Annotated in this window: 16 protein-coding genes and 1 pseudogene; 6 read left to right on the forward strand and 11 right to left on the reverse strand. The window is 69.8% G+C overall.

All coding sequences use genetic code 11. From position 1 onward, the window contains the following. Positions 1 to 59: 59 nt before the first annotated feature. From ccsB to hemL, 6 genes are all read right to left on the reverse strand, one after another. Positions 60 to 1226 (reverse strand): c-type cytochrome biogenesis protein CcsB, encoded by a 1167-nt coding sequence (ccsB, locus tag GXW83_RS31155; protein WP_225447361.1) that lies wholly within the window; start codon positions 1224 to 1226, stop codon positions 60 to 62. A gap of 6 nt (positions 1227 to 1232) precedes the next feature. After that, positions 1233 to 3074: a cytochrome c biogenesis protein ResB gene (locus GXW83_RS31160; protein ID WP_182446349.1), complete on the reverse strand. Its 1842-nt coding sequence runs from the start codon at positions 3072 to 3074 to the stop codon at positions 1233 to 1235. Between the two features lie 3 nt (positions 3075 to 3077). Continuing rightward, positions 3078 to 3860, reverse strand: a complete 783-nt coding sequence (locus GXW83_RS31165) for a cytochrome c biogenesis CcdA family protein (RefSeq protein ID WP_225447362.1) — start codon at positions 3858 to 3860, stop codon at positions 3078 to 3080. Next, positions 3857 to 4468, reverse strand: a complete 612-nt coding sequence (locus GXW83_RS31170; RefSeq protein ID WP_182446350.1) for a TlpA disulfide reductase family protein — start codon at positions 4466 to 4468, stop codon at positions 3857 to 3859. Before GXW83_RS31170 ends, GXW83_RS31165 begins: the two co-directional genes overlap by 4 nt. Positions 4469 to 4577: 109 nt before the next feature. After that, the gene (locus tag GXW83_RS31175; RefSeq protein ID WP_182447684.1) at positions 4578 to 5228 is read right to left on the reverse strand and encodes a histidine phosphatase family protein; all 651 of its coding nucleotides are present in this window, start codon (positions 5226 to 5228) and stop codon (positions 4578 to 4580) included. 240 nt (positions 5229 to 5468) lie between these two features. Next, complete coding sequence (gene hemL, locus GXW83_RS31180; RefSeq protein ID WP_182446351.1) at positions 5469 to 6800, reverse strand: glutamate-1-semialdehyde 2,1-aminomutase; 1332 nt, start codon at positions 6798 to 6800, stop codon at positions 5469 to 5471. 255 nt (positions 6801 to 7055) lie between these two features. Between hemL and GXW83_RS31185 the strand changes: the two genes are divergently transcribed. The 4 genes from GXW83_RS31185 (at position 7056) to GXW83_RS31200 (ending at position 11308) form a co-directional block, all read left to right on the forward strand. Next, a complete protein-coding gene (locus GXW83_RS31185; protein ID WP_182446352.1) occupies positions 7056 to 7553 on the forward strand; it encodes a hypothetical protein in 498 nt (165 codons plus the stop codon). Between the two features lie 177 nt (positions 7554 to 7730). Then, positions 7731 to 8075, forward strand: coding sequence for a hypothetical protein (locus GXW83_RS31190; RefSeq protein ID WP_182446353.1), 345 nt, complete (start codon positions 7731 to 7733; stop codon positions 8073 to 8075). Positions 8076 to 8242: 167 nt separating this feature from the next. Next, a complete protein-coding gene (locus GXW83_RS34620; RefSeq protein ID WP_225447363.1) occupies positions 8243 to 8557 on the forward strand; it encodes a hypothetical protein in 315 nt (104 codons plus the stop codon). 204 nt (positions 8558 to 8761) lie between these two features. Next, positions 8762 to 11308 (forward strand): right-handed parallel beta-helix repeat-containing protein, encoded by a 2547-nt coding sequence (locus tag GXW83_RS31200; RefSeq protein ID WP_182446355.1) that lies wholly within the window; start codon positions 8762 to 8764, stop codon positions 11306 to 11308. A gap of 516 nt (positions 11309 to 11824) precedes the next feature. On the opposite strand, the gene GXW83_RS31205 is transcribed toward GXW83_RS31200, so the two are convergent. The 4 genes and pseudogenes from GXW83_RS31205 to GXW83_RS31220 all read right to left on the reverse strand — a co-directional run bounded on the left by GXW83_RS31205 (position 11825) and on the right by GXW83_RS31220 (position 14494). After that, positions 11825 to 12226 (reverse strand): hypothetical protein, encoded by a 402-nt coding sequence (locus tag GXW83_RS31205; RefSeq protein WP_182446356.1) that lies wholly within the window; start codon positions 12224 to 12226, stop codon positions 11825 to 11827. Between the two features lie 44 nt (positions 12227 to 12270). Beyond that, a complete protein-coding gene (locus GXW83_RS31210) occupies positions 12271 to 12597 on the reverse strand; it encodes a ribbon-helix-helix protein, CopG family (RefSeq protein ID WP_182446357.1) in 327 nt (108 codons plus the stop codon). A gap of 231 nt (positions 12598 to 12828) precedes the next feature. Continuing rightward, positions 12829 to 13404 (reverse strand): annotated as a pseudogene (locus GXW83_RS31215) (Uma2 family endonuclease). Positions 13405 to 13612: 208 nt separating this feature from the next. Continuing rightward, a complete protein-coding gene (locus GXW83_RS31220; protein WP_182446358.1) occupies positions 13613 to 14494 on the reverse strand; it encodes an SDR family oxidoreductase in 882 nt (293 codons plus the stop codon). Positions 14495 to 14637: 143 nt separating this feature from the next. Between GXW83_RS31220 and GXW83_RS31225 the strand changes: the two genes are divergently transcribed. Beyond that, positions 14638 to 15231, forward strand: coding sequence for a TetR/AcrR family transcriptional regulator (locus GXW83_RS31225; protein ID WP_182446359.1), 594 nt, complete (start codon positions 14638 to 14640; stop codon positions 15229 to 15231). A gap of 98 nt (positions 15232 to 15329) precedes the next feature. On the opposite strand, the gene GXW83_RS31230 is transcribed toward GXW83_RS31225, so the two are convergent. Beyond that, positions 15330 to 15980 (reverse strand): potassium channel family protein, encoded by a 651-nt coding sequence (locus tag GXW83_RS31230; protein ID WP_182446360.1) that lies wholly within the window; start codon positions 15978 to 15980, stop codon positions 15330 to 15332. Positions 15981 to 16589: 609 nt separating this feature from the next. Between GXW83_RS31230 and GXW83_RS31235 the strand changes: the two genes are divergently transcribed. Next, positions 16590 to 18128, forward strand: a complete 1539-nt coding sequence (locus GXW83_RS31235; protein ID WP_182446361.1) for a hypothetical protein — start codon at positions 16590 to 16592, stop codon at positions 18126 to 18128. The last annotated feature ends 238 nt before the right edge of the window (positions 18129 to 18366 follow it).

Raw genomic sequence — 18366 nt, forward strand, 5'->3', positions numbered from 1 at the left:
TACGCACCGACAACCCGCGCCACCCGGCGTCGCGGCTGCGGCCCTACAGCCCTCCAGCCCTACAGCCCGGCGTACGAGTGGACGCCGTTGATGAAGATGCTCACGCCGTACGAGTTGAAGAGGAAGCAGCCGAAGGCGATCAGCACCAGCCAGGCGGCCTTGCGGCCCTTCCAGCCGGCGGTGGCGCGGGCGTGCAGATAGCAGGCGTAGCCGACCCAGGTGATGAACGCCCAGGTCTCGGTCGGGTCCCACTGCCAGTAGTGGCCCCAGGCCGACTCGGCCCAGATCGCGCCCGCAATGATGGTGAACGTCCACAGCGGGAAGGTGAAGGCGTTGATCCGGTAGGACAGCTTGTCCAGCGTCGCCGAGGAGGGCATCCGCTCGCAGATGTCGGCCCAGCGTCCGTTCTTGGCGCGGCCCTCGGCGACCGCGGCCTCGTGGTAGTCCTTGCAGAGGAACATCACCGTGACGATCGCCCCCGCGTACAGCGCGCCGCCGCAGATCATCGCGCCCGACACGTGGATCCACAGCCAGTACGAGTGCAGGGCCGGGACGAGCTGCTCGGAGGCGGTGTACAGGACGGTGGTGGCCAGGCCCAGCCCCAGCAGCACGCCGGTGGTGAGCAGCAGGCCGAGCCAGCGGACGTCCTTGCCGGAGAACAGCAGCCCCAGGAAGACCAGCACCGCGACCAGCGTCAGCGCGCAGGTGAACTCGTAGAGGTTGCCCCACGGCGCGCGGTGCGCGGAGATGCCGCGCGCGACCACGCCGCCGAGCTGCAGCAGCCCGCCGAGGGTGGTCATGGCGACGGCGATGCGGCCGACCCGGTCGGCCTTGTCGTCGCCCCCGGCCGCGCCCACGCCCTCCACCGGCGGCTCCGAGTCGCCGCGGGTGACAACGTCGACCGAGCCGGCCTTGGCCGCGACGGTGCGGGTCAGCGTGGCGGTCCGGCCGCCGGCGCCGGTCACGGTGACCGCGACCTTGGGCGCCGTGGTGGCGGTCACCTTCTCGGCGGCGGCCTGCGCGGAGGCCACGGCTGCGGCCATGGTCACCCCGGGCTCCGCCGTCAGCTCGGCGGACTGCCGGGCAATGCGGCTGCGGCCGCCGAAGGTCCACTCGGCGGTGTACGCCAGGAAGGCGATCAGGTAGACCGCCATCGAGGAGTAGATGAGGACGTTGGAGATGTGGGCGAAGTTGTTGTCGATCGCCGCGTCTGCGAGGAGTTTCACGCTCGTTCAGTCCTTGCTGGAGGTGAGGTCGGCGAGAGGTGCGTCGGCGGCCCGGACGTCGTCGTCCGGGTCGGAGGCGCCGTCCGGGTCGGGGGCGAGGTCGGCCGGGGCGGTGTCCTGCAGGGCGAGGGCGAGGTCGGCGATCTCCTCCGCGATCCGGGCCGACTCGCTGCGGGCCAGGCCCGCCACCTCCACCACGGTGCCGCCGTCCGCGCCGGCGACCGCGCGGATCCAGATCCGGCGGCGCTGGATGAACAGCGAGCCGATCAGGCCGAGGATCGCCAGCACGGCGCTGACCAGCGCGGCGGTCGTACCCGGGTTGTGGGCGATGGTGAAGTTCACCCACTGCTTGGTGCCCTCGAAGGTGAGCGTGCCGCCGTCCGGCAGCTTCAGGCCGCCGCCGGGGACCAGCGCCACCGAGAGCGGATCTCCGGCGATCTTGTACTGGGTCATGTGGCTGAGGTCGAGTGTGTAGACGCTCTGCGGAATGCCCGAGTCCACCCCGAGGTCACCGTGGTATATGGCCAGGAACAGCTTGGGATTGTCCAGCGCCGGGAACACCGACTGCGGGCCGGAGGTGGAGCTGGGCGACTGCGTCGGCGCGAAGAAGCCGGAGAAACCCAGCTGCGTGGACTTGCCGCTGGTGGTGATGTAGTCGTCGGCGATCTTGATCGCGCACAGCGAGGTGACGTTGGCGTCCTGCGGCAGGCAGGGCGTCGGGCCGTCGAAGATGACCTGGCCGCGGGCGTTGGTCACCTTGACCACCGGCGCGTAGCCGTGCGCGGTGAGGTAGACGTTGCTGCTGCCGATCTTCAGCGGGTCGTTGACCTTGATGGTGCCGCTGACCGGCTTACCGCCGCCGCTGCCGATCCGGTAGGTGATGTGCGCGGCGTACGTCCTCGGCGTGCCGAACTGGTCACCACTGGTCTGGTAGGTCGCTTGGAAGTTGTTCAGGGTGAACGAGAACGGGTCGAGGCTGTTCGCCGTGTAGAACTCGCTCGGGAAGAAGTCGTCGTACTGCGTGACGTTGTTGCTGAAGCCCTGGCCCTCGACCACCACCACCGTGCCCATGCCGCCGAACAGCTTGGTCGCGGCGAAGGCCACCAGCAGCGCGATCAGCGAGACGTGGAACAGCAGGTTGCCGACCTCGCGCAGGTAGCCCTTCTCCGAGCTGACCGAGCCCTCCGCCGCGCGCGCGGTGCGGAAGCGCCGACGACGCAGCAGCGAGGCCGAGGCGGCCAGGACGGCGTCCGCGTCGGCGCTGGTGCGCCAGGTCGCGTACACCGGCAGCCGGACCAGGTGGCGCGGCGCGACCGGCGGCTTGGCCCGCAGCACGCCGACGAACTGCCAGGTGCGCGGGACGATGCAGCCCAGCAGCGAGACGAACAGCAGGATGTAGATCGCCGAGAACCAGAACGAGCCGTAGACGTCGAACATCTGCAGCTTGTCGAAGATCGGCGAGAGGATCTTGTGGTTGGTGTGGAAGTTGTCGACGTTGATCTGGCTCGCCGAGGTCTGCGGCACCAACGAGCCGGGCACGGCGGCCAGCGACAGCAGGAACAGCAGGATCAGCGCGATCCGCATGGACGTCAGCTGCCGCCAGCCCCAGCGCAGCCAGCCGAGGACGCCGATGCCGACCGTCCCGCCGGGCGCGGCGACCTCGCCGCCCTCCGCCTCCAGCAGGTCGGCCGGGTCCTCGCGGGGCGCGCTGCTGAGCCGCTCGGCGGCGGCCAGCTCGCTCTGCTCGGCGGCGGTGTCGGCGACTGCGCTGTCGGCTGCGGCGGCGTCGGTGTCAACGCCGTCGTCCCGCAGGTCGTCGCGCGCGTCGGTGCCCGGACGGTCACTCATGATTCAGATTCCCAACGTGGAGATGGGGAACCAGAGCTGCAGCTGGTAGACCAGTTGGCTCCACCACCCCGTGACGAGCATCAGGCCGACCAGGACGAGCATGCCGCCCCCGATTCGCATGACCAGCTGGTAGTGCTGCTTGACCCAGCCGAACGCGCCGAGCGCCCGCCGGAAGGCCACGGCCGCGAGGATGAACGGCACCCCGAGCCCCAGGCAGTAGACCGAGGTGAGCAGGGCGCCGCGCCCCGCGCTGGCCTGGTCGGCGGAGAGGCTGAGCGCCGCGGACAGGGTCGGGCCGATGCAGGGCGTCCAGCCGATGCCGAAGACGATGCCGAGGAGCGGCGCCCCGATCAGGCCGACCACGGGCTTGCGGTGGCTGCGCAGCTCGCGCTGGGTGAAGCCGGGCAGGAAGCCCATGAACGCCAGGCCCATGAGGATCGTAAGCGCCCCGGTGACGATGTCGATGGTGTGCTGGTAGTGGATCAGCTGGCGGCCGAAGTAGCCGAAGAGCGCGCCCTCGGAGACGAAGACGGCGGTGAAGCCGGTGATGAACAGCAGCGCCCCGAACAGCATCCGGCCGCGCCGCCTGCCCTCGGCGTCGGCCAGGTCCACGGCCGAGAAGCCGGTGACGTACGAGAGGTAGCCGGGGACCAGCGGCAGCACGCACGGCGAGAAGAAGGAGACCAGGCCGGCCAGCATGGCGATCGGGATCGCCAGTATCAGCGCCCCGGAGACCACCGTCTGGTTGTCGCCGAACGCCAGTAGGACGGGTGCTGCGGCGGTCACGGCTTCTCCGCGATCACCGGGGCGAGGATCTGCTGGAGCTGGCTCGCCAGCAGCGGCTCCAGCGCCCGGGCGGCGATGCGTCCCTCACGGTCGAGGACCAGCGTGGACGGGATGGCCTGCGGGTCCAGGCTGCCCTCGGGGAACTTGAGCAGCAGCGAGCCGTCCGGGTCGTACAGGTTCGGGTAGGTCAGCTGGTGGTCGCTGACGAACGCCTGGGCCTCGTCGGTCTGCAGGTCGCGGGTGTCGATGCCGACGAACTGCACCCCCTTGGCCTGGTCCGCCTGGTACACCTTCTCGAAGTCGCCCGCCTCCGCGCGGCACGGGCCGCACCAGGAGCCCCAGACGTTGATCACCACGACTTTGCCCCGGTACGCGGCGAGGTCGATGGTGGTCTTCCCGTCCAGCGCCTTGCCGGAGAGCGCGATGGGCGCGCCCCGGTGGGCCGCCGCCACCGTGGTGATCTCGCCGGTCCCCTTGACGAACGAGGTGTTGCCGCTGTCGCTGGACGTCGTGCTCGACGAGGAGCACCCGGACAGAGCCATGGCCGACGCTGCGGCGACGGCGACAATCATGCTGGTGGTCAGGCGGGAGGTCAGGCGGGGGCGCATGTGAAGAGTTTCGCATGGGTATTTCGAGCACGTTCACTGCCCCCGCCGTCACACCGGCGAACCCGCCCTGACCTGCCACGACACTGCATCGAACAGGTCGAACAGACGGTCAGGCGCCGAAGCTCTTGGCGACCGGCGCATCGCCCTTGCGGCCCTTGCCGGTCAGGTGCGCGGGCAGCAGATCCCGGGCGGGCTCGCTGTAGCCGATCGATACGATCTTGTCCCCGTGGTAGGTGAAGCTGGTCAGGCTCGCCAGCGAGCACTGCCGCTTGCGCGGGTCGTGCCACAGCCGCCGGTGCTCGGCGAAGCTGCGGGTGACCCAGATCGGCAGCTGGTGGCTGACGCAGACCGCCTCGTGCCCGCGGGCGGCGTCCCGAGCCGCGCCCAGCGCCCCCATCATCCGCACGACCTGCTCGATGTACGGCTCGCCCCAGGACGGCCGGAGCGGGTTGACCAGGTACTTCCAGTACTGCGGATTGCGCAGCGAGCCGTCGCCGACGCCGAAGGTCTTGCCCTGGAAGATGTTGTCGGCCTCGATCAGCCGCTCGTCCGAGGCGGTCGTCAGCCCGTGCGCGGCGGCGATCGGCGCGGCCGTCTCCTGGGCCCGGTCCAGCGGGGAGGCGACCACATGCGTGATGTCGCGCCCGGCGAGGTGGTCGGCGACCCGCTCGGCCATCTCCTTGCCCAGCTCGGAGAGGTGGTAGTCGGGCAGCCGCCCGTACAGGACGCCCTCCGGGTTGTGCACCTCGCCGTGCCGCATGAGGTGGACGACGGTGACGTCGCTCGCTGAGTCGGTTCGGCTGCTCACCTGGACTGCTCCTTCGGGGACGCTGCTGGTGCGGAGGCTGCTCGTGCGGAAGCTGCTCGTGCGGAGGGTGTTCGTACGGACGCTGCTCGGCCGACGGTGACGTCAGTATCGCGCAGGCGCCGCCCGGCCCCGGATACCGGAACCGGACGACACCCATTGCGGGCGCTACGGCTCCCCGCCGTCGCGCTGCCGTCAGGCGGCCGTCGCCTCGGCGGCGGCGCGGGCGGCGGCCGGCAGCGCCGCCGCGATCCGCTCGATCGCCCGCTCGTCGTGCGCGGCCGACACGAACCACGACTCGAACGCCGACGGCGGCAGGTACACGCCCTGCGCCAGCATCGAGTGGAAGAAGCCGGTGAAGCGGAACGACTCCTGCCGACGCGCCTCGTCGTAGTTGGTCACCGCCTCGTCGGTGAAGAAGACCGAGAACATGTTCCCGGCCCGCTGCACCCGGTGCGCCACCCCCTCCTTGCTCAGGGCCGCGCCGACCAGGCCGGAGATCTCGGCCGAGACCCGGTCCACGGTCGCGTACACCTCGTCGGTGCAGCCGCGCAGCTGGGCCAGGCCGGCCGCGGTGGCGATCGGGTTACCGGAGAGCGTGCCCGCCTGGTAGACCGGGCCGGCCGGGGCGAGGTGGGCCATGACGTCCGCCCGGCCGCCGAAGGCCGCCGCCGGGAAGCCGCCGCCCATGACCTTGCCGAAGGTCAGCAGGTCCGGCGCCCAGCCCTCGTTCGCGGCCTCCAGGCCGTACCAGCCGGCCCGGGAGACCCGGAAGCCGGTCATCACCTCGTCGGAGACGAACAGCGCGCCGTTCTCCCGGCAGAGCTGCGCCAGCCCGCCGTTGAAGCCGGGCAGCGGCGGGACGACGCCCATGTTGCCGGGCGACGCCTCGGTGATCACGCAGGCGATCTCGCCGGGGTGGGCCGCGAAGGCGGCGCGCACGGCGTCCAGGTCGTTGTAGGGCAGGACGATGGTGTCGGCGGCCGTGGCGCCGGTGACGCCGGGCGTGTCCGGCAGCGCGAAGGTGGCCAGCCCGGAACCGGCGGCGGCCAGCAGGGCGTCCACATGTCCGTGGTAACAGCCCGCGAACTTCACGACCTTGGCCCGGCCGGTGAATCCGCGCGCCAGCCGGATCGCCGACATGGTCGCCTCGGTGCCCGAGGACACCAGGCGCACCTGCTCGACGGGAGTGACTCTCGTCACAATTTCTTCGGCCAGTTCCACCTCCCCGGCACCGGGCGTACCGAAGGAGGTGCCGCGCACGACCGCCGCCTGGACGGCCTCGACGACGGCCGGGTGGGCGTGGCCGAGGATCATCGGACCCCAGGAACACACCAGGTCAACGTAGTCGCGGCCGTCCACGTCAGTGAGGTAGGGGCCCTGGCCGGAGACCATGAACCGGGGGGTGCCGCCCACCGCCCGGAAGGCGCGGACAGGCGAGTTCACGCCACCGGGGGTCACCACGGAGGCGCGCGCGAAGAGCTTCTGGGACTCGGGTGCTTCGTACGGGTAGGTCACGCCACCCATAGTCTCAAATCTGCTTCTTTCAAAATTCGCTGCCTGTCACTCGGCATGTCCCGGCCGATCATCTGGGACGATGATCGGGCCGCAGTGCCCAGCCGCCCGCCCGCTCACTGTTGGCAAATGGGTGACTGCCAGTAAGGATGGTCAGCGGTGTCAGACGCGCGCGATGGGTCCGACGGTCCGTCGAGGGCTGCGCGCAGAGTCGGGCGCCATGGCAGCCGCAGCGGTGACGGCAGTACCGGAGCAAGGGGTGGTGGCATGGGGGTGACCTACAAGTACTTCGGTGCACCCGATCGCGCGACGGCCGCCCGCGTCCCCACGGCGCTCGGCCGCGACGGCCTGGGCCTGGACGCCGGCGAGCTCGGCACCCTCGGCCGGCTCGGAGAACTGTTCGGCCAGGACGGCTCGGAGGAGTCGATCAGCGGCAGCCTCTCCACCAAGATCAAGCCGGAGACCATGAGCGCCATGGTCCTCACCGGCATCGAGGGCATCCCCCTGTCCGCCGTGCCCCCGCTGGAACTCGTCGTCCTCCACCCCGACTACGCCGTCTTCCAGCTCCCCCACTCCGTCGTGGAACCCCTCCGCAAGGCCGACGAAGCCGAACTCGGCACCGCCGCCTTCATCTGGTCCACCGTCCCCGACCGCCGCGGCCCCCGCGACGCCTTCGTCATCTACCAGATGCTCCACGAGTGGCAGGACTTCGCCTCCCGCCTCCACGACGCGGGGCACCAGCTGTACTGCCTGATGTGGCCCTGACCTGCGGGTTAGTCGCCTCCTCGGAGTGATGTACGGGGCCAGCCAGAGGCCCGTCACATGTACCCCAGGGCACTTTGAGTGCACACCGCAAGGGATTTCGCCCCTCCCGCTTCCGCCCTGTTCAGGACCCAGACAAAAGAGCTTGGCTGCCTGTAATACGCGTCATACACTGGCGTCATGGCGAAGACCAGGATCAGCATCAGCCTCGACGCAGCGCACGCCGAACAGATCAGAGCGCACGCCGACCGCGCTGGGATGGATGTCTCCGCCTACCTCGTCAATGCCGCGACCCGGCAGATGGCGGAGACCGATGCGCTGGAGGATCAGTTCGCCTCCATCGATGCGGTGATCGCCGCAGCGGAAGCCGAGGCATCGGAGTTGCCGGAGCTGCCCCAGGTTGCAGAAGACGACCTCACCGAGCAGGAACGACGTGAGGTCGAGGAGGCTATGGAGCTCGTTTACGGCCCCGACCGGCCAGCTCAGTCGCGAGGGCGACAGCAGCGCCCGGGCCACACGGCGTGAACGCCCGTGTCCCTGTCTACGACACCGGCATGCTGATCGCGCTCGCCGACCGCAGGGCCAAAGCAGTCCGCCTGCACGAAGGCATGAAGGCGACCCCGCACCGCGCCATCGTGCCGGGACCAGTCCTGGGACAGGTATGGCGTCCCGCTCCAAGTACCGTCCACGCCTTGGCTACTGCCCTGCGGGACTGCACCGTCCCGCACGCGCGCAGCTCACCCGGCGCACTGCGCCCGACAGCCGCCGGACAACCCGTATGCCTGCTCTGCAACACGCCCCTGGACCTGGCCGAGTGGCATCGCATCGGCGGAGCCCTGAGCATCGCCGATCTCCCGCCCAAGAAGCATCCGAATGTGGTGGACGCCCTGGTCGCCATCACAGCAGTCCGCCACGGCAGCGCAGTCGTCTTCACGAGCGACCCGGACGACGTCAGCGCCTATCTGTCGGCGCTCAACGCCCAGGACGTCCGCCTCGTGGCGGTCTGAGAACAGCCCTGCGAGATGCCCTCCCTGGTCCGCCGGAACCCACTGCGACTACAGGGGCTTGCCTGCGCTCTGACAGGATCCTGCCTGCGTCGCATGGTGCCCGTTGTCGGTAGCGCATGACACTCTCGCATCAAACATCGCCTTGAACTGGCAACCTGATCCGAGGGGAAATCCGTGCGCTTGCGCATACCGAAAATCTCGCTTGTGCTCGTCGTCGCCTTGGCCGCGCCCGTCGCTGTCATGACCGCTCCGGCCTACGCCACTGGCAGCACTCTGTACGTCAATGATGCGACAGGTTCGAACTGTTCCGACACAGCCGCTGGGCACGGGAGCCAGGCAACTCCGTACTGTACGGTGCAGGCTGCACTCAACGCGGTCCAGCCGGGCCAGACCATCCAGAGCGAAGTCTCGAGCGAGTATCCCGAGAACGACACCCTGACCCGTTCGGGAAGCTCCGCATCGCCCATCACCCTGAGCGGTATCTGGCTGAACTCGTTGACTCTAAGCGGGGTCCACGACGTCGTCGTGACTGGGTCGAGCTTCGATACGTCACTGCAGACCGGGATGATCATCGACAACTCGTCCCGGATCACGGTCGACCGTGACGGTTTCACTGGCGGCGTGGTTTTCGCCGGTCACCCGCCACAGGTTGCGATCAAGATCACCGGTAAGAGCAGCGCGGTGACCGTCAGTCGTACCGCGATCGAGTTCGCCAAGGCAGGCGGCATCGAGGTCGACGCGGGCGTGACCGGCACGGTGATCACGACCAACTACCTGGAAGAAGTCGCCGGACCGGCGATCTCCGTCATCAGTGCCCCTGACACGGCGGTGACCAGCAACACCATCACATGGCCCTGCGCATCGGCGATCTCCCTCACCGGTACCTCCAGCGGATCGTTCGTTGAGAACAACATCAGCGTCGATACCGACAGATGGACCACGGGCATGACGTGCAGCGCCGAGGCAACCTATCCCGACCTGATGGTATCGGCCGGATCGGCGCCGGACACCACGGTGAGCCACAACATCTTCGCCCCCACGAGCTACTCCGAGCCCTACACCTGGGCCGGCACCGAGTACGCCACGCCGACCGCCTTCCAGACGGCTACCGGTCAGGGCACGGACGACCTGCTGACGAACCCGCAGTTCGACTCCTCCGATCCCTTCTACTCCACTGTTCTCGAAGGCTCTCCAGCGATCGACTCGGCCGATCCCACAGCGCCGGGTGAGTTGAGTACCGATTTTTTCGGGGCAGCCCGGGTGTCGGATCCGATGGCGGCACACCCTGTCGCTGACACGTTCGATCGTGGTGCGTTCGAATACACCAAGGTGTACCAACTGGGCAGCTCAGTGGCGGTCGACAGGCAGTCAGGCTTCGCGCCGATGACGGTGACGGCTTCAGCCCCCGTCACCAATCCGGAGTCGCTGACGGTCAGTTACTCCTTCGACTTCGGGGACGGATCGGCCCCCGTGGTGACCGATGTGCCGACTGCTCAGCACACGTACTCCCAACCGTACGCCGGCAACGGAGGCGGCTACCCCGTGACGGTGACGGCCACCCTGCCGAACGGGACCTCGCTGAGCTCCACGCAACCCGCCCGGGTGGCGGTCGCAACACCGGATCCCTACGTGCCGTTCGGACCGACACGCATCCTCGACACCCGCTCAGGCATCGGGTGGTCCGGCAGCTCCCCGGTAGTGCCCGCCGGCGGTAGCGCCTCGGTCGCAGTCGAAGGCAACGGGAGCATCCCGAAGACCGGAGTAACGGCAGTCGTCATGAACGTCACCGTGACCAACACCTCCGGCAGCGGTTACCTGACTGCCTGGGCCGACGGTACCGCGCGCCCCACGACGTCCAACCTGAACTGGGGCGGCAAGGGCCAGGCGGTCTCCAACCTGGTAACCGTCCCGGTCGGCGGAGACGGCAGGGTGGACCTGTACACCAGCGGTCCGGCCTCGATCATCGGAGACGTCCAGGGCTACTACACGACCGATGCCTCCGGATCAGCAGCGTCCACCTTCACGAGTACGGCACCCGCCCGCCTCCTGGACACCCGCCAGGCGACCGGCATCTCCACGGCCGGAGCGATCACCAACGGCACGGTCAGTCTGAACGTGGCCGGACAGGACGGGGTCCCGGCCGACGCCACCGCGGTCGTGCTCAACCTGACGGCCACAGGAACCACCGGAGGCGGATTCCTGGAGGCGTACCCGGAAGGTGCCCGGGCGCCTGGCGTCTCCAACGTCAACTGGACCGCTGCCAAGACAACCGTGGCCGGCCTGGCAGTCGTCCCGCTGGGAGCCGACGGCCATGTCAGCATCAAGGTCGCGGGCACCAGCCAGGTGGTCGCCGACGTCTTCGGCTACTTCACCGCAGGTTCCGGTGGCAGCCAATTCACCGCGGTGGCACCGAACCGACTGCTGGACACCCGTGCCGCCATCGGCATCCCCACCAGGACGCCGATCGCGGCAGGACACGACCTAGTCCTCCAGATCACCGGCCGCGCCGGTGTTCCGGCAGGCATCACCTCGGTGGTCCTCAATGTCACCGCCACCGGCAACACCAGCGGCGGCGTCCTCCAAGCATGGGCGGACGGCACCCCCCGACCCAGCACCTCGAACCTCAACTGGGCTCCGGGCCAGACGATCGCCAACCAGGTCGTGGTCCCGGTCGCCCCCGACGGGAAGGTCGATCTGTACGTCACCGGCACGACGCACGTGATAGCCGACATCTTCGGGTACTACATGTAGGCACACCGGGCAGGGATTCCCGGTGCCCCACGGAAGCGCACCTGAACGCCCCTGGCGCACACTGCCGTGGCGCCACCCGCGCGTACTCCACGCGGGGCGTTCAGGGCGCTTTCAGGCACATGAGCGCCAGACGACACCGAAGTCGAGCCTGCGTGAAGCACCACTGGCGAGAGAGCACTGCGTGCACATCGCGTGCACATGGGGACGGAAAACGACCATGAGCAGTGCAAGGTGCTGAACGCCAAAATCCCAGGTCAGAGGCCGTTTGAGCGGATCACCCCAGCTCAGCGGCCTGGGGTGATCATTTGCTCCACGAGTGGCAGGACTTCGCCTCCCGCCTCCACGACGCCGGCCACCAGCTCTACTGTCTGATGTGGCCCTGACCTGGGGGTCAGCCGTCATGGGTGGGCTGGAGCCGGCGTCGGCCAGGGGGCTGCCCGGTTTCCCCAGGGCGCGGTGAGGGCACGCTGCCGGACCTCCAACTACCTTCCGGTCGCCCTTGAGGACGGGGCTGGGTCAGACGCCGAGAACCGTGATTGCCTGACTGCCGCGGATCTGATCCAGGTACGCCTGGATGTCGTCCCCATCCGAGGTTGCGACGATCGCCGCGTCGATTTCCACAGCTGTGAGCGCGACCAGGCCGTCCACAGGATCTGGCTTCTTCTTCGGGTTGAGATTCGCCCTGCCGATCAGTTCACCCACCCTGCGCCACTCCACCTCGGTGTAGCAGCACACCACCGCGCAGTCCTTGAGGGCCCGCGCCAGGTAGGCAGCGCGGGCACCTCCTCGCCACGCCTGGGCGACCACCGGGGCAGGGACGACCGGACGCCCATTCAGGCAGTACTCCGCGTGAAGCGCTTGGGCTCGTCGATCACCTGGGGCGGCGAGCGCGATGAGCATCCCTGCGTCGTACACCACGTCGCCGAGTGAATCGGCGTCAGGGCATGTTGGGCAGCCCCAGTTCATGCCGCGTTCCGACGGGCACGGATCGCTGCCGCCCGGGCGCGGGCCGCCGCAACCTGCTCCTTGACCTGAGCGGACTCCTCCGTGGAGTCTGCCGGGGCATCGCTCGCGGGCGGCCAGTCCAAGGACTCCGCCTCGGCCTCGGCAGCGGCAATGGCCGCGTCGATATCGGCGAAGGACGCAGCGATCCGCTCCCGGCGGACGGCCTCCGTGAGTGCGGCAGCGACCACGAAGGCGGAAACGTCCTGGCCTCTTTTCTCCGCGGCCAGCCTGATGCGTTCGGCCTGCTCGGGATCCAGACTGATGGAGATCCTCGTCTTTGCCATGGCACAATCGTATCACGCCGTAATACGCCACCTGGAGTGGCCGCAGCCCACACGGCAGCGTCGACGAGGTACCTGATCACCAGGCGCTTTCAGGGCACGTGAGCGAGAAGATCGCCGCAGGTCAGCAAGGTACCCGCGCGAATAGCTCCACGAGGCCAGGACTTCGTCGCCCGCCTGCGCGACGCCCACTACCGGCTTTGGCTCCTGATGCGGCTCTGAGCCGGGTGCAGGTCAGCGGACGTACTGCTTGAGGGTCTCGGTCTCCAGAGCGATCCCCAAGCCGGGGATCACAACGTTCGCCCCGAACGCATCGGACCGGATGCTGCGCTACTTCCCACCCTCGGGCTCGGTGTGCACCACCGTCTCGCAGGTGTCCCGGTCATTCAGCAGGTACACCGGAACGCCCGCCTCGGCATAGGCCGCCGGCTTCTCGACGCGGTCACGCCGGTCCGTGTCGGGATCGTAGGACGTGACCTCGACCACCATCAGAGCACCCTGCGGATCAGCCCATTCACCCTGCCCGGCGAAGTGGGCGATGGGAGCCAGGACACCGTCCGGGCGGGCATGACCGGAGCGGTAGGCGTCCACGCGCAGGCCCTGCTCGCTGTGCAGGTCCAGCTCCGGGCGACTCTGCATGCACCGCCGCAGCAGCCACATGATGATCGCCCCGTGGTCACCGTCAGGCAGAGCCTTCACGCCGATTTTCCCGTCGATGAACTCCAGGGTGACGGTCTCGGGCGCGTGGGCGGCCATCTGCTCGAACTCCTCGACGCTCATCTGGGGGCGATGATCAGCCGTGAGACTCATACGGTCACCTCCTCTGTCCCCTCGCAGTCTCGCCTCGCCGACGGTATCGCTCTCGTGCGATCTGGGGCCGGTCTACTGCGGAGCGCCTCATCGCGGCGAATCAGCGCGTGCACATCGCGTGCACATGGGAGCAGACGCACGCTGGTGGCGTGGAGCCGGATCTCCGAGGGCCAGGGGGCGTCGGCGTCCGGCTCGGGCGATCGGGCGGTCAGGTGAAGTAGTGGCCCTGTTCGATGTCTTCGATGAGGCCGGGGTGGGTGGGCTTCCAGCTCAGGAGGTCCTGGGTGAGGGTGCTGGAGGCGGGCATGTCGGTGCTGAGGAGGCGCACCAGCATTCCTCCGAAGTCCTCGGCGGGCAGGGAGCGGGCGGGCAGGTCCAGCTGTCGGCCGATGGCCTCGGCGATCGCGCGGATGGCGACGCCCTCGTCGCCGACGGCGTTGAGTACCGCGCCGGCGGGAGCCTGCTCGACGGCCAGCCGGTAGAGACGCGCGGCGTCCTTCACGTGGACGGCGGGCCAGCGGGTGGCTCCGTCGCCGATGTAGCCGCTGACGCCCTTGGTCCGGGCGGCGGTGATGAGTTGGGGGATGAACCCGTGGCGCTCCCCCTGGCCGTGGACCGAGCGGGGCAGCATCACCAGGCAGGTGCGCACGCCCCGGTCCTTGGCCGCGAGTCCGGCCTGCATGGTGGCGATACGGGCCGCGATGGGCCCGGCGGCGACGAGTTCGTCGCGTTCGGTCGCGGGGCGGCCGGGTGTGACGAGCGTTGCGCCGGAGATGACCAGGGGCTTGCCGGAGTCGGTGAGGGCGGTGGTGAACGTCCCGATCGCGGCGGCGTCGGTCCGCGTCGCGGCCTCGGTCACGCTGGGCACGACGAAGGCCAGGTGGATGACGCCGTCGCTGTCGAGGGCGCCGGCGCGCAGCGCGTCGGTGTCGTCCAGGTCGCCGCGCAGCACCTCGGCGCCCATGTCGGCGACCGTCTTGGCGGAGGCGTCCGAGCGGGCCAGTCCGAGGACCTGGTGGCCGGCGCTGATGAGTTCGGGGACGACGGCCGAGCCGATCCAGCCGGAAGCGCCGGTGACGAAGATGCGCATGGAGATCTCCTCGGGTGTGCTTCGGATGTCGCGGCCGGAGTGCTGATGCGATCCGGTCGCATCAACTCTAGCACCGTTATGCGACGCAGTCGCATGGCTGTACGCCCCTGATGCGATCCGGTCGCCTCGCCTATGCTGTGAGGATGAGCAGATGGGCGCCGGACGCACGCGAGCGCCTGGAGACCGCCGCGCTGGACCTGTTCGTGGAGAACGGGTACGAGGAGACGACGGTCGCGCAGATCGCGGACCGCGCCGGTCTGAACCGCGCCACGTTCTTCCGTCACTTCGCCGACAAGCGGGAGGTCCTGTTCGGCGGCGAGGACACTCTGGCCGAGTTGTTCGCCGACGGCATCCGCGCCGCCGCACCGGACGCCACGCTCACCGAGTGCCTGCACGCGGCGTTCGCAGCCGCCGAGGTCGCCATGACCCCGCAGCAACGGGCCAAGGCCGCAAAGCGCGTGCTGGTGGTCGCGGCGAACAGCGAGGTACAGGAGCGGGGGCTGCTCAAGCACGCCCGCATCGCCCGGTCGATCAGTGCCGCCCTGCGCGAGCGGGGCGCAGACGAGCTGACGGCCCGGCTGGGCGCGGAGGTGGGGATGCTCGCCTTCTCCGTCGCCCTTGAGCGCTGGATGAGGTCGGACCACGACGACCCGTTCCCGGCCCACGCCGCGGCGGCCTTGAGCGATCTGCAGGCGCGCGCGGTCCAGCTCGCCCCCCAGCCCTCCGCGTCCGCCTGACCCGGTTTCAGCGGTACGCGAACCGGCCCACGTGTGCCTGGACGACCTACCACGACGAGCGCCTCGGTCGGGGCCGAGCGTGGTGCCGTGCGGGCGGTTCAGGGCTGTCCGGGGTCCTCGGCCTGGCCGTGTTCGGGCCGGGGCTGCGCCTCGGGTTGTGCCTCAGGTTGTGCCTCGGGTTGCGGCTCAGGCTGCGGCCGGGGCTCCGGCGGGCGGGAGAGGCGCAGCCGGGCGGTGCCGACCAGGACGCGGATGCCGACTCCGATGAGGACCAGGTTCAGCAGCATCTGGACGGTGACCACCAGCCTGGCCGGGTGGCTGACCGGGGCGATGTCGCCGAAGCCCACGGTGGCGAAGACGGTCACGGTGAAGTAGACGGCGTCGATCCGGTCCAGCGGCGCATTGAAGGCCCCCGGGTCCGAGCGCGCGAGCGAGAGGTAGGCCACGGCGAAGGAGAGCAGGAACAGGCTGACGGTGGTGGTCAGTGCCCGCAGCGCCCGCAGCAGCGGATGGTCGGCGCGGGAGACCGCGCGCACCTCGTACACCAGGACGGCGCCGACCAGCGCCATCACCAGCGCCAGCCGCAGGCCGAAGGACTCGGCCTGCCTGGGGTCGATGGACAGCACCGTGTACGCCGCCAGCAGCAGCCCCATGATGACCAGGCATTCGACGACGGTACGGGCCAGGGCGCGGCCCCAGCCCGGGGGCCGCCGCCGCAGCAATGTGTCGCCCAGGACCGGTTCGTTCATGCGGCGGTCCGTCCCTCCGTGCCCGCGCAGGCGACGCAGCGGTCCGGGAGGCCGGGCGTCGGCCCCGGCGCCGGGACGGCTCTCGCGGGCGCCGCCCGCCGACTGGCGTCTGCCGCGTCTGTCATGCCCGAAGCGTTCCACGCCCACGCCCGCCGGTCCCCCGACCCGCCCGCCGCATCAGCCGGTCGGCGGCGGCGGTCCCCCGGACGCCACGTCTCCATCCGGACTATCCGACCCGGCCCGGGGTCACGTCGCCCGCCCCCGGATCACAGGATGGGAACAGAATGATCGCCCAAACGGGACTCTTCAGCCCAGGTGGCCACGCACCCGGCGGGGGCCGGGGGTGCGGGGTCCGTAGGCTCTGCGTCACGACGGAGTGTCGTCCTGAACCGAGCGCGGGTGGTACCGCGCGCCCGGACGCGCCGGGGGCCTCGCGGGCGGGTCGGCGCAGGCCCGGGCGTGCGGGTCCGGCTGTACGGGTCCGGGGCTGGACCGGCAGCGGGACCTGACGCGGGGACCGGGCGGACGGCCGACGGGCCGGAGGTTTCTCGACGCTCCACCCGATGAACCCAGGAGTGCGCCGTGAGGCGAATACCCAGCATCTTGACCATGACCGCCGCGCTCATGCCGGCGCTGGCCGGCGTCTCCGCCGTGCCCGCCGCTGCCGCGACCGGGAACACCCTCACCGTCACCGCGATCAGCCGGACCGGCGCCAGGGTCGCCGCCACGGCGGAGGTGATGAATCTGGCCGACGAGAGCATGTACTCCTTCGCCACGGGCAAGGCGCACGCGCTGCCCAAGGGGACGTACGCCGTCCTGGCCGACATCCAGACCACCGGCGCCGGCGGCGCGGTCTCGGACACCATCGGCTCGCAGATCGTCACCGTGTCCGGCGCCAAGTCGGTGACGCTGGACGCCCGGCAGGGCCGCGCGGTGCACGTCTCGCTGGACTCCAACCCGGCCCCGGCCGACCAGTGGACGATCGACTCGCGGGTGTGCGCGGACGGCATGCCCGTCGGCGACGTGGAGGTCTCCAACAACCAGGGGTCGCTGTACGTGGTCCCCAACGCCTCCAAGGACCTGCAGTTCGCCTATCTGGCCGATCTGCAGGGCAGCACCGGCTACATGCTGAGCGGGATGACCACGGGCATCCCGAGCAACCCGGGCGGCGCCTTCCGCAAGGCCGCCCTGGCCCTGGTGCACGTGCAGGCGCGCAGCGGGGACGAGGAGGCCGCGCAGACGGACGTCGAGTTCCAGCCGGAGGGGCCGACGGACAACTGCCAGACCGATCTGGCCGGTCCGGGCGACGAGCAGGACGGGCCGTTCAACCAGACGGTCTACGTCTCGCCGGGACGCTGGGAGCCCCGCTCGGACGTCTTCGGCGGGCCCGGTGACCTCGGCGGCGAGTTCGCCGCGCAGGCGTCGTTCGCCGGCGGGCACACCTACTGGGAGACCTTCGGCCAGGCGACGTGGGGGCCGGTCTCCACGGTGCCGACCGTCTGGGAGCGGGCCATCGACATGTCGCCCGACGGCCTGATCGAGGACCCGACGCCGGGGACGATGACGTTCGGCTCCTCGGTGTGGTCCACCTTCGAGCTGACCCAGGGCAGCAAGGTCCTGAAGAAGCAGAACCTGAACTCCTACGGCAACCAGACCGACTTCAACGAGCCGATCAGGTACGCCGGTTGGTACAACCTCTCGGTGGACGCGCACCGCTACGGGGCCGGTTTCGCGCTGCCCTCGGGGACGCTGTCCAACGAGGTCACGCTGGGCCTGCACTTCTACGCGAGCCCGTCCGTCACCCAGGCCGCGCCGGTCTACCTGACCCACTTCCTGCCCGGCGGGCTCAACGCGTACAACGCCGCGACGCCCAAGGGCAGCATGCCGATCACCCTGGACCTGGACCGGGGGCCGACGGGCAACCCCGACGCCCCGCTGCCCAACGACCCGGTCAAGTCGGTCCTGAGCTGGTACTCCACCGACGGCGGCAAGAGCTGGCACGCGCTGGCGGTCAAGCGCAGCGGCTCCGCCTACACCGTGGCCGTCCCGGACCCGGCCTCCGGCGCGGTCTCCCTGCGCTCCGAGGTCGTCGACACCAAGGGCGACACCAGCACGGAGACGGTCTACCGCGCCTACACGATCGGCTGATGCTTCGTCAGTAAGCGCACGGGGGCCCGCACGGTGGCGGCAGGAGCATTGCGGCCGTGCGGGCCCCGCCGCATTCCCGGGGCGACTTTCGGCCATATGTACGGCGAGGTAAGGGCGTTGTCTGGTCAGCGGCGCCGACACCCGATGCGGGCGAAGTCGGCAGGGGATCGGTCCGCGTGCCGATAGGCCGTGCGCGGCAACGGAGTTGGCATAGCCGAGCCCGGTTCCGCCGGGTGCA

It is taken from the genome of Streptacidiphilus sp. PB12-B1b, assembly GCF_014084125.1.
In the GTDB taxonomy this organism is placed as follows: Bacteria; Actinomycetota; Actinomycetes; order Streptomycetales; family Streptomycetaceae; genus Streptacidiphilus.

What these genes read in the sequence shown, in the direction of transcription:
- GXW83_RS31175 (WP_182447684.1), bottom strand. Translation starts at nt 5,228, where the DNA reads ATGCGGCACGGCGAGGTGCACAACCCGGAGGGCGTCCTGTACGGGCGG.
- GXW83_RS31235 (WP_182446361.1), top strand. Translation starts at nt 16,590, where the DNA reads ATGACCGCCGCGCTCATGCCGGCGCTGGCCGGCGTCTCCGCCGTGCCC.
- GXW83_RS31210 (WP_182446357.1), bottom strand. Translation starts at nt 12,597, where the DNA reads ATGGCAAAGACGAGGATCTCCATCAGTCTGGATCCCGAGCAGGCCGAA.
- hemL (WP_182446351.1), bottom strand. Translation starts at nt 6,800, where the DNA reads ATGGGTGGCGTGACCTACCCGTACGAAGCACCCGAGTCCCAGAAGCTC.
- GXW83_RS31190 (WP_182446353.1), top strand. Translation starts at nt 7,731, where the DNA reads ATGGCGAAGACCAGGATCAGCATCAGCCTCGACGCAGCGCACGCCGAA.
- GXW83_RS31185 (WP_182446352.1), top strand. Translation starts at nt 7,056, where the DNA reads ATGGGGGTGACCTACAAGTACTTCGGTGCACCCGATCGCGCGACGGCC.
- GXW83_RS31170 (WP_182446350.1), bottom strand. Translation starts at nt 4,468, where the DNA reads ATGCGCCCCCGCCTGACCTCCCGCCTGACCACCAGCATGATTGTCGCC.
- GXW83_RS31230 (WP_182446360.1), bottom strand. Translation starts at nt 15,980, where the DNA reads ATGAACGAACCGGTCCTGGGCGACACATTGCTGCGGCGGCGGCCCCCG.
- GXW83_RS31225 (WP_182446359.1), top strand. Translation starts at nt 14,638, where the DNA reads ATGAGCAGATGGGCGCCGGACGCACGCGAGCGCCTGGAGACCGCCGCG.
- GXW83_RS31220 (WP_182446358.1), bottom strand. Translation starts at nt 14,494, where the DNA reads ATGCGCATCTTCGTCACCGGCGCTTCCGGCTGGATCGGCTCGGCCGTC.
- GXW83_RS31160 (WP_182446349.1), bottom strand. Translation starts at nt 3,074, where the DNA reads ATGAGTGACCGTCCGGGCACCGACGCGCGCGACGACCTGCGGGACGAC.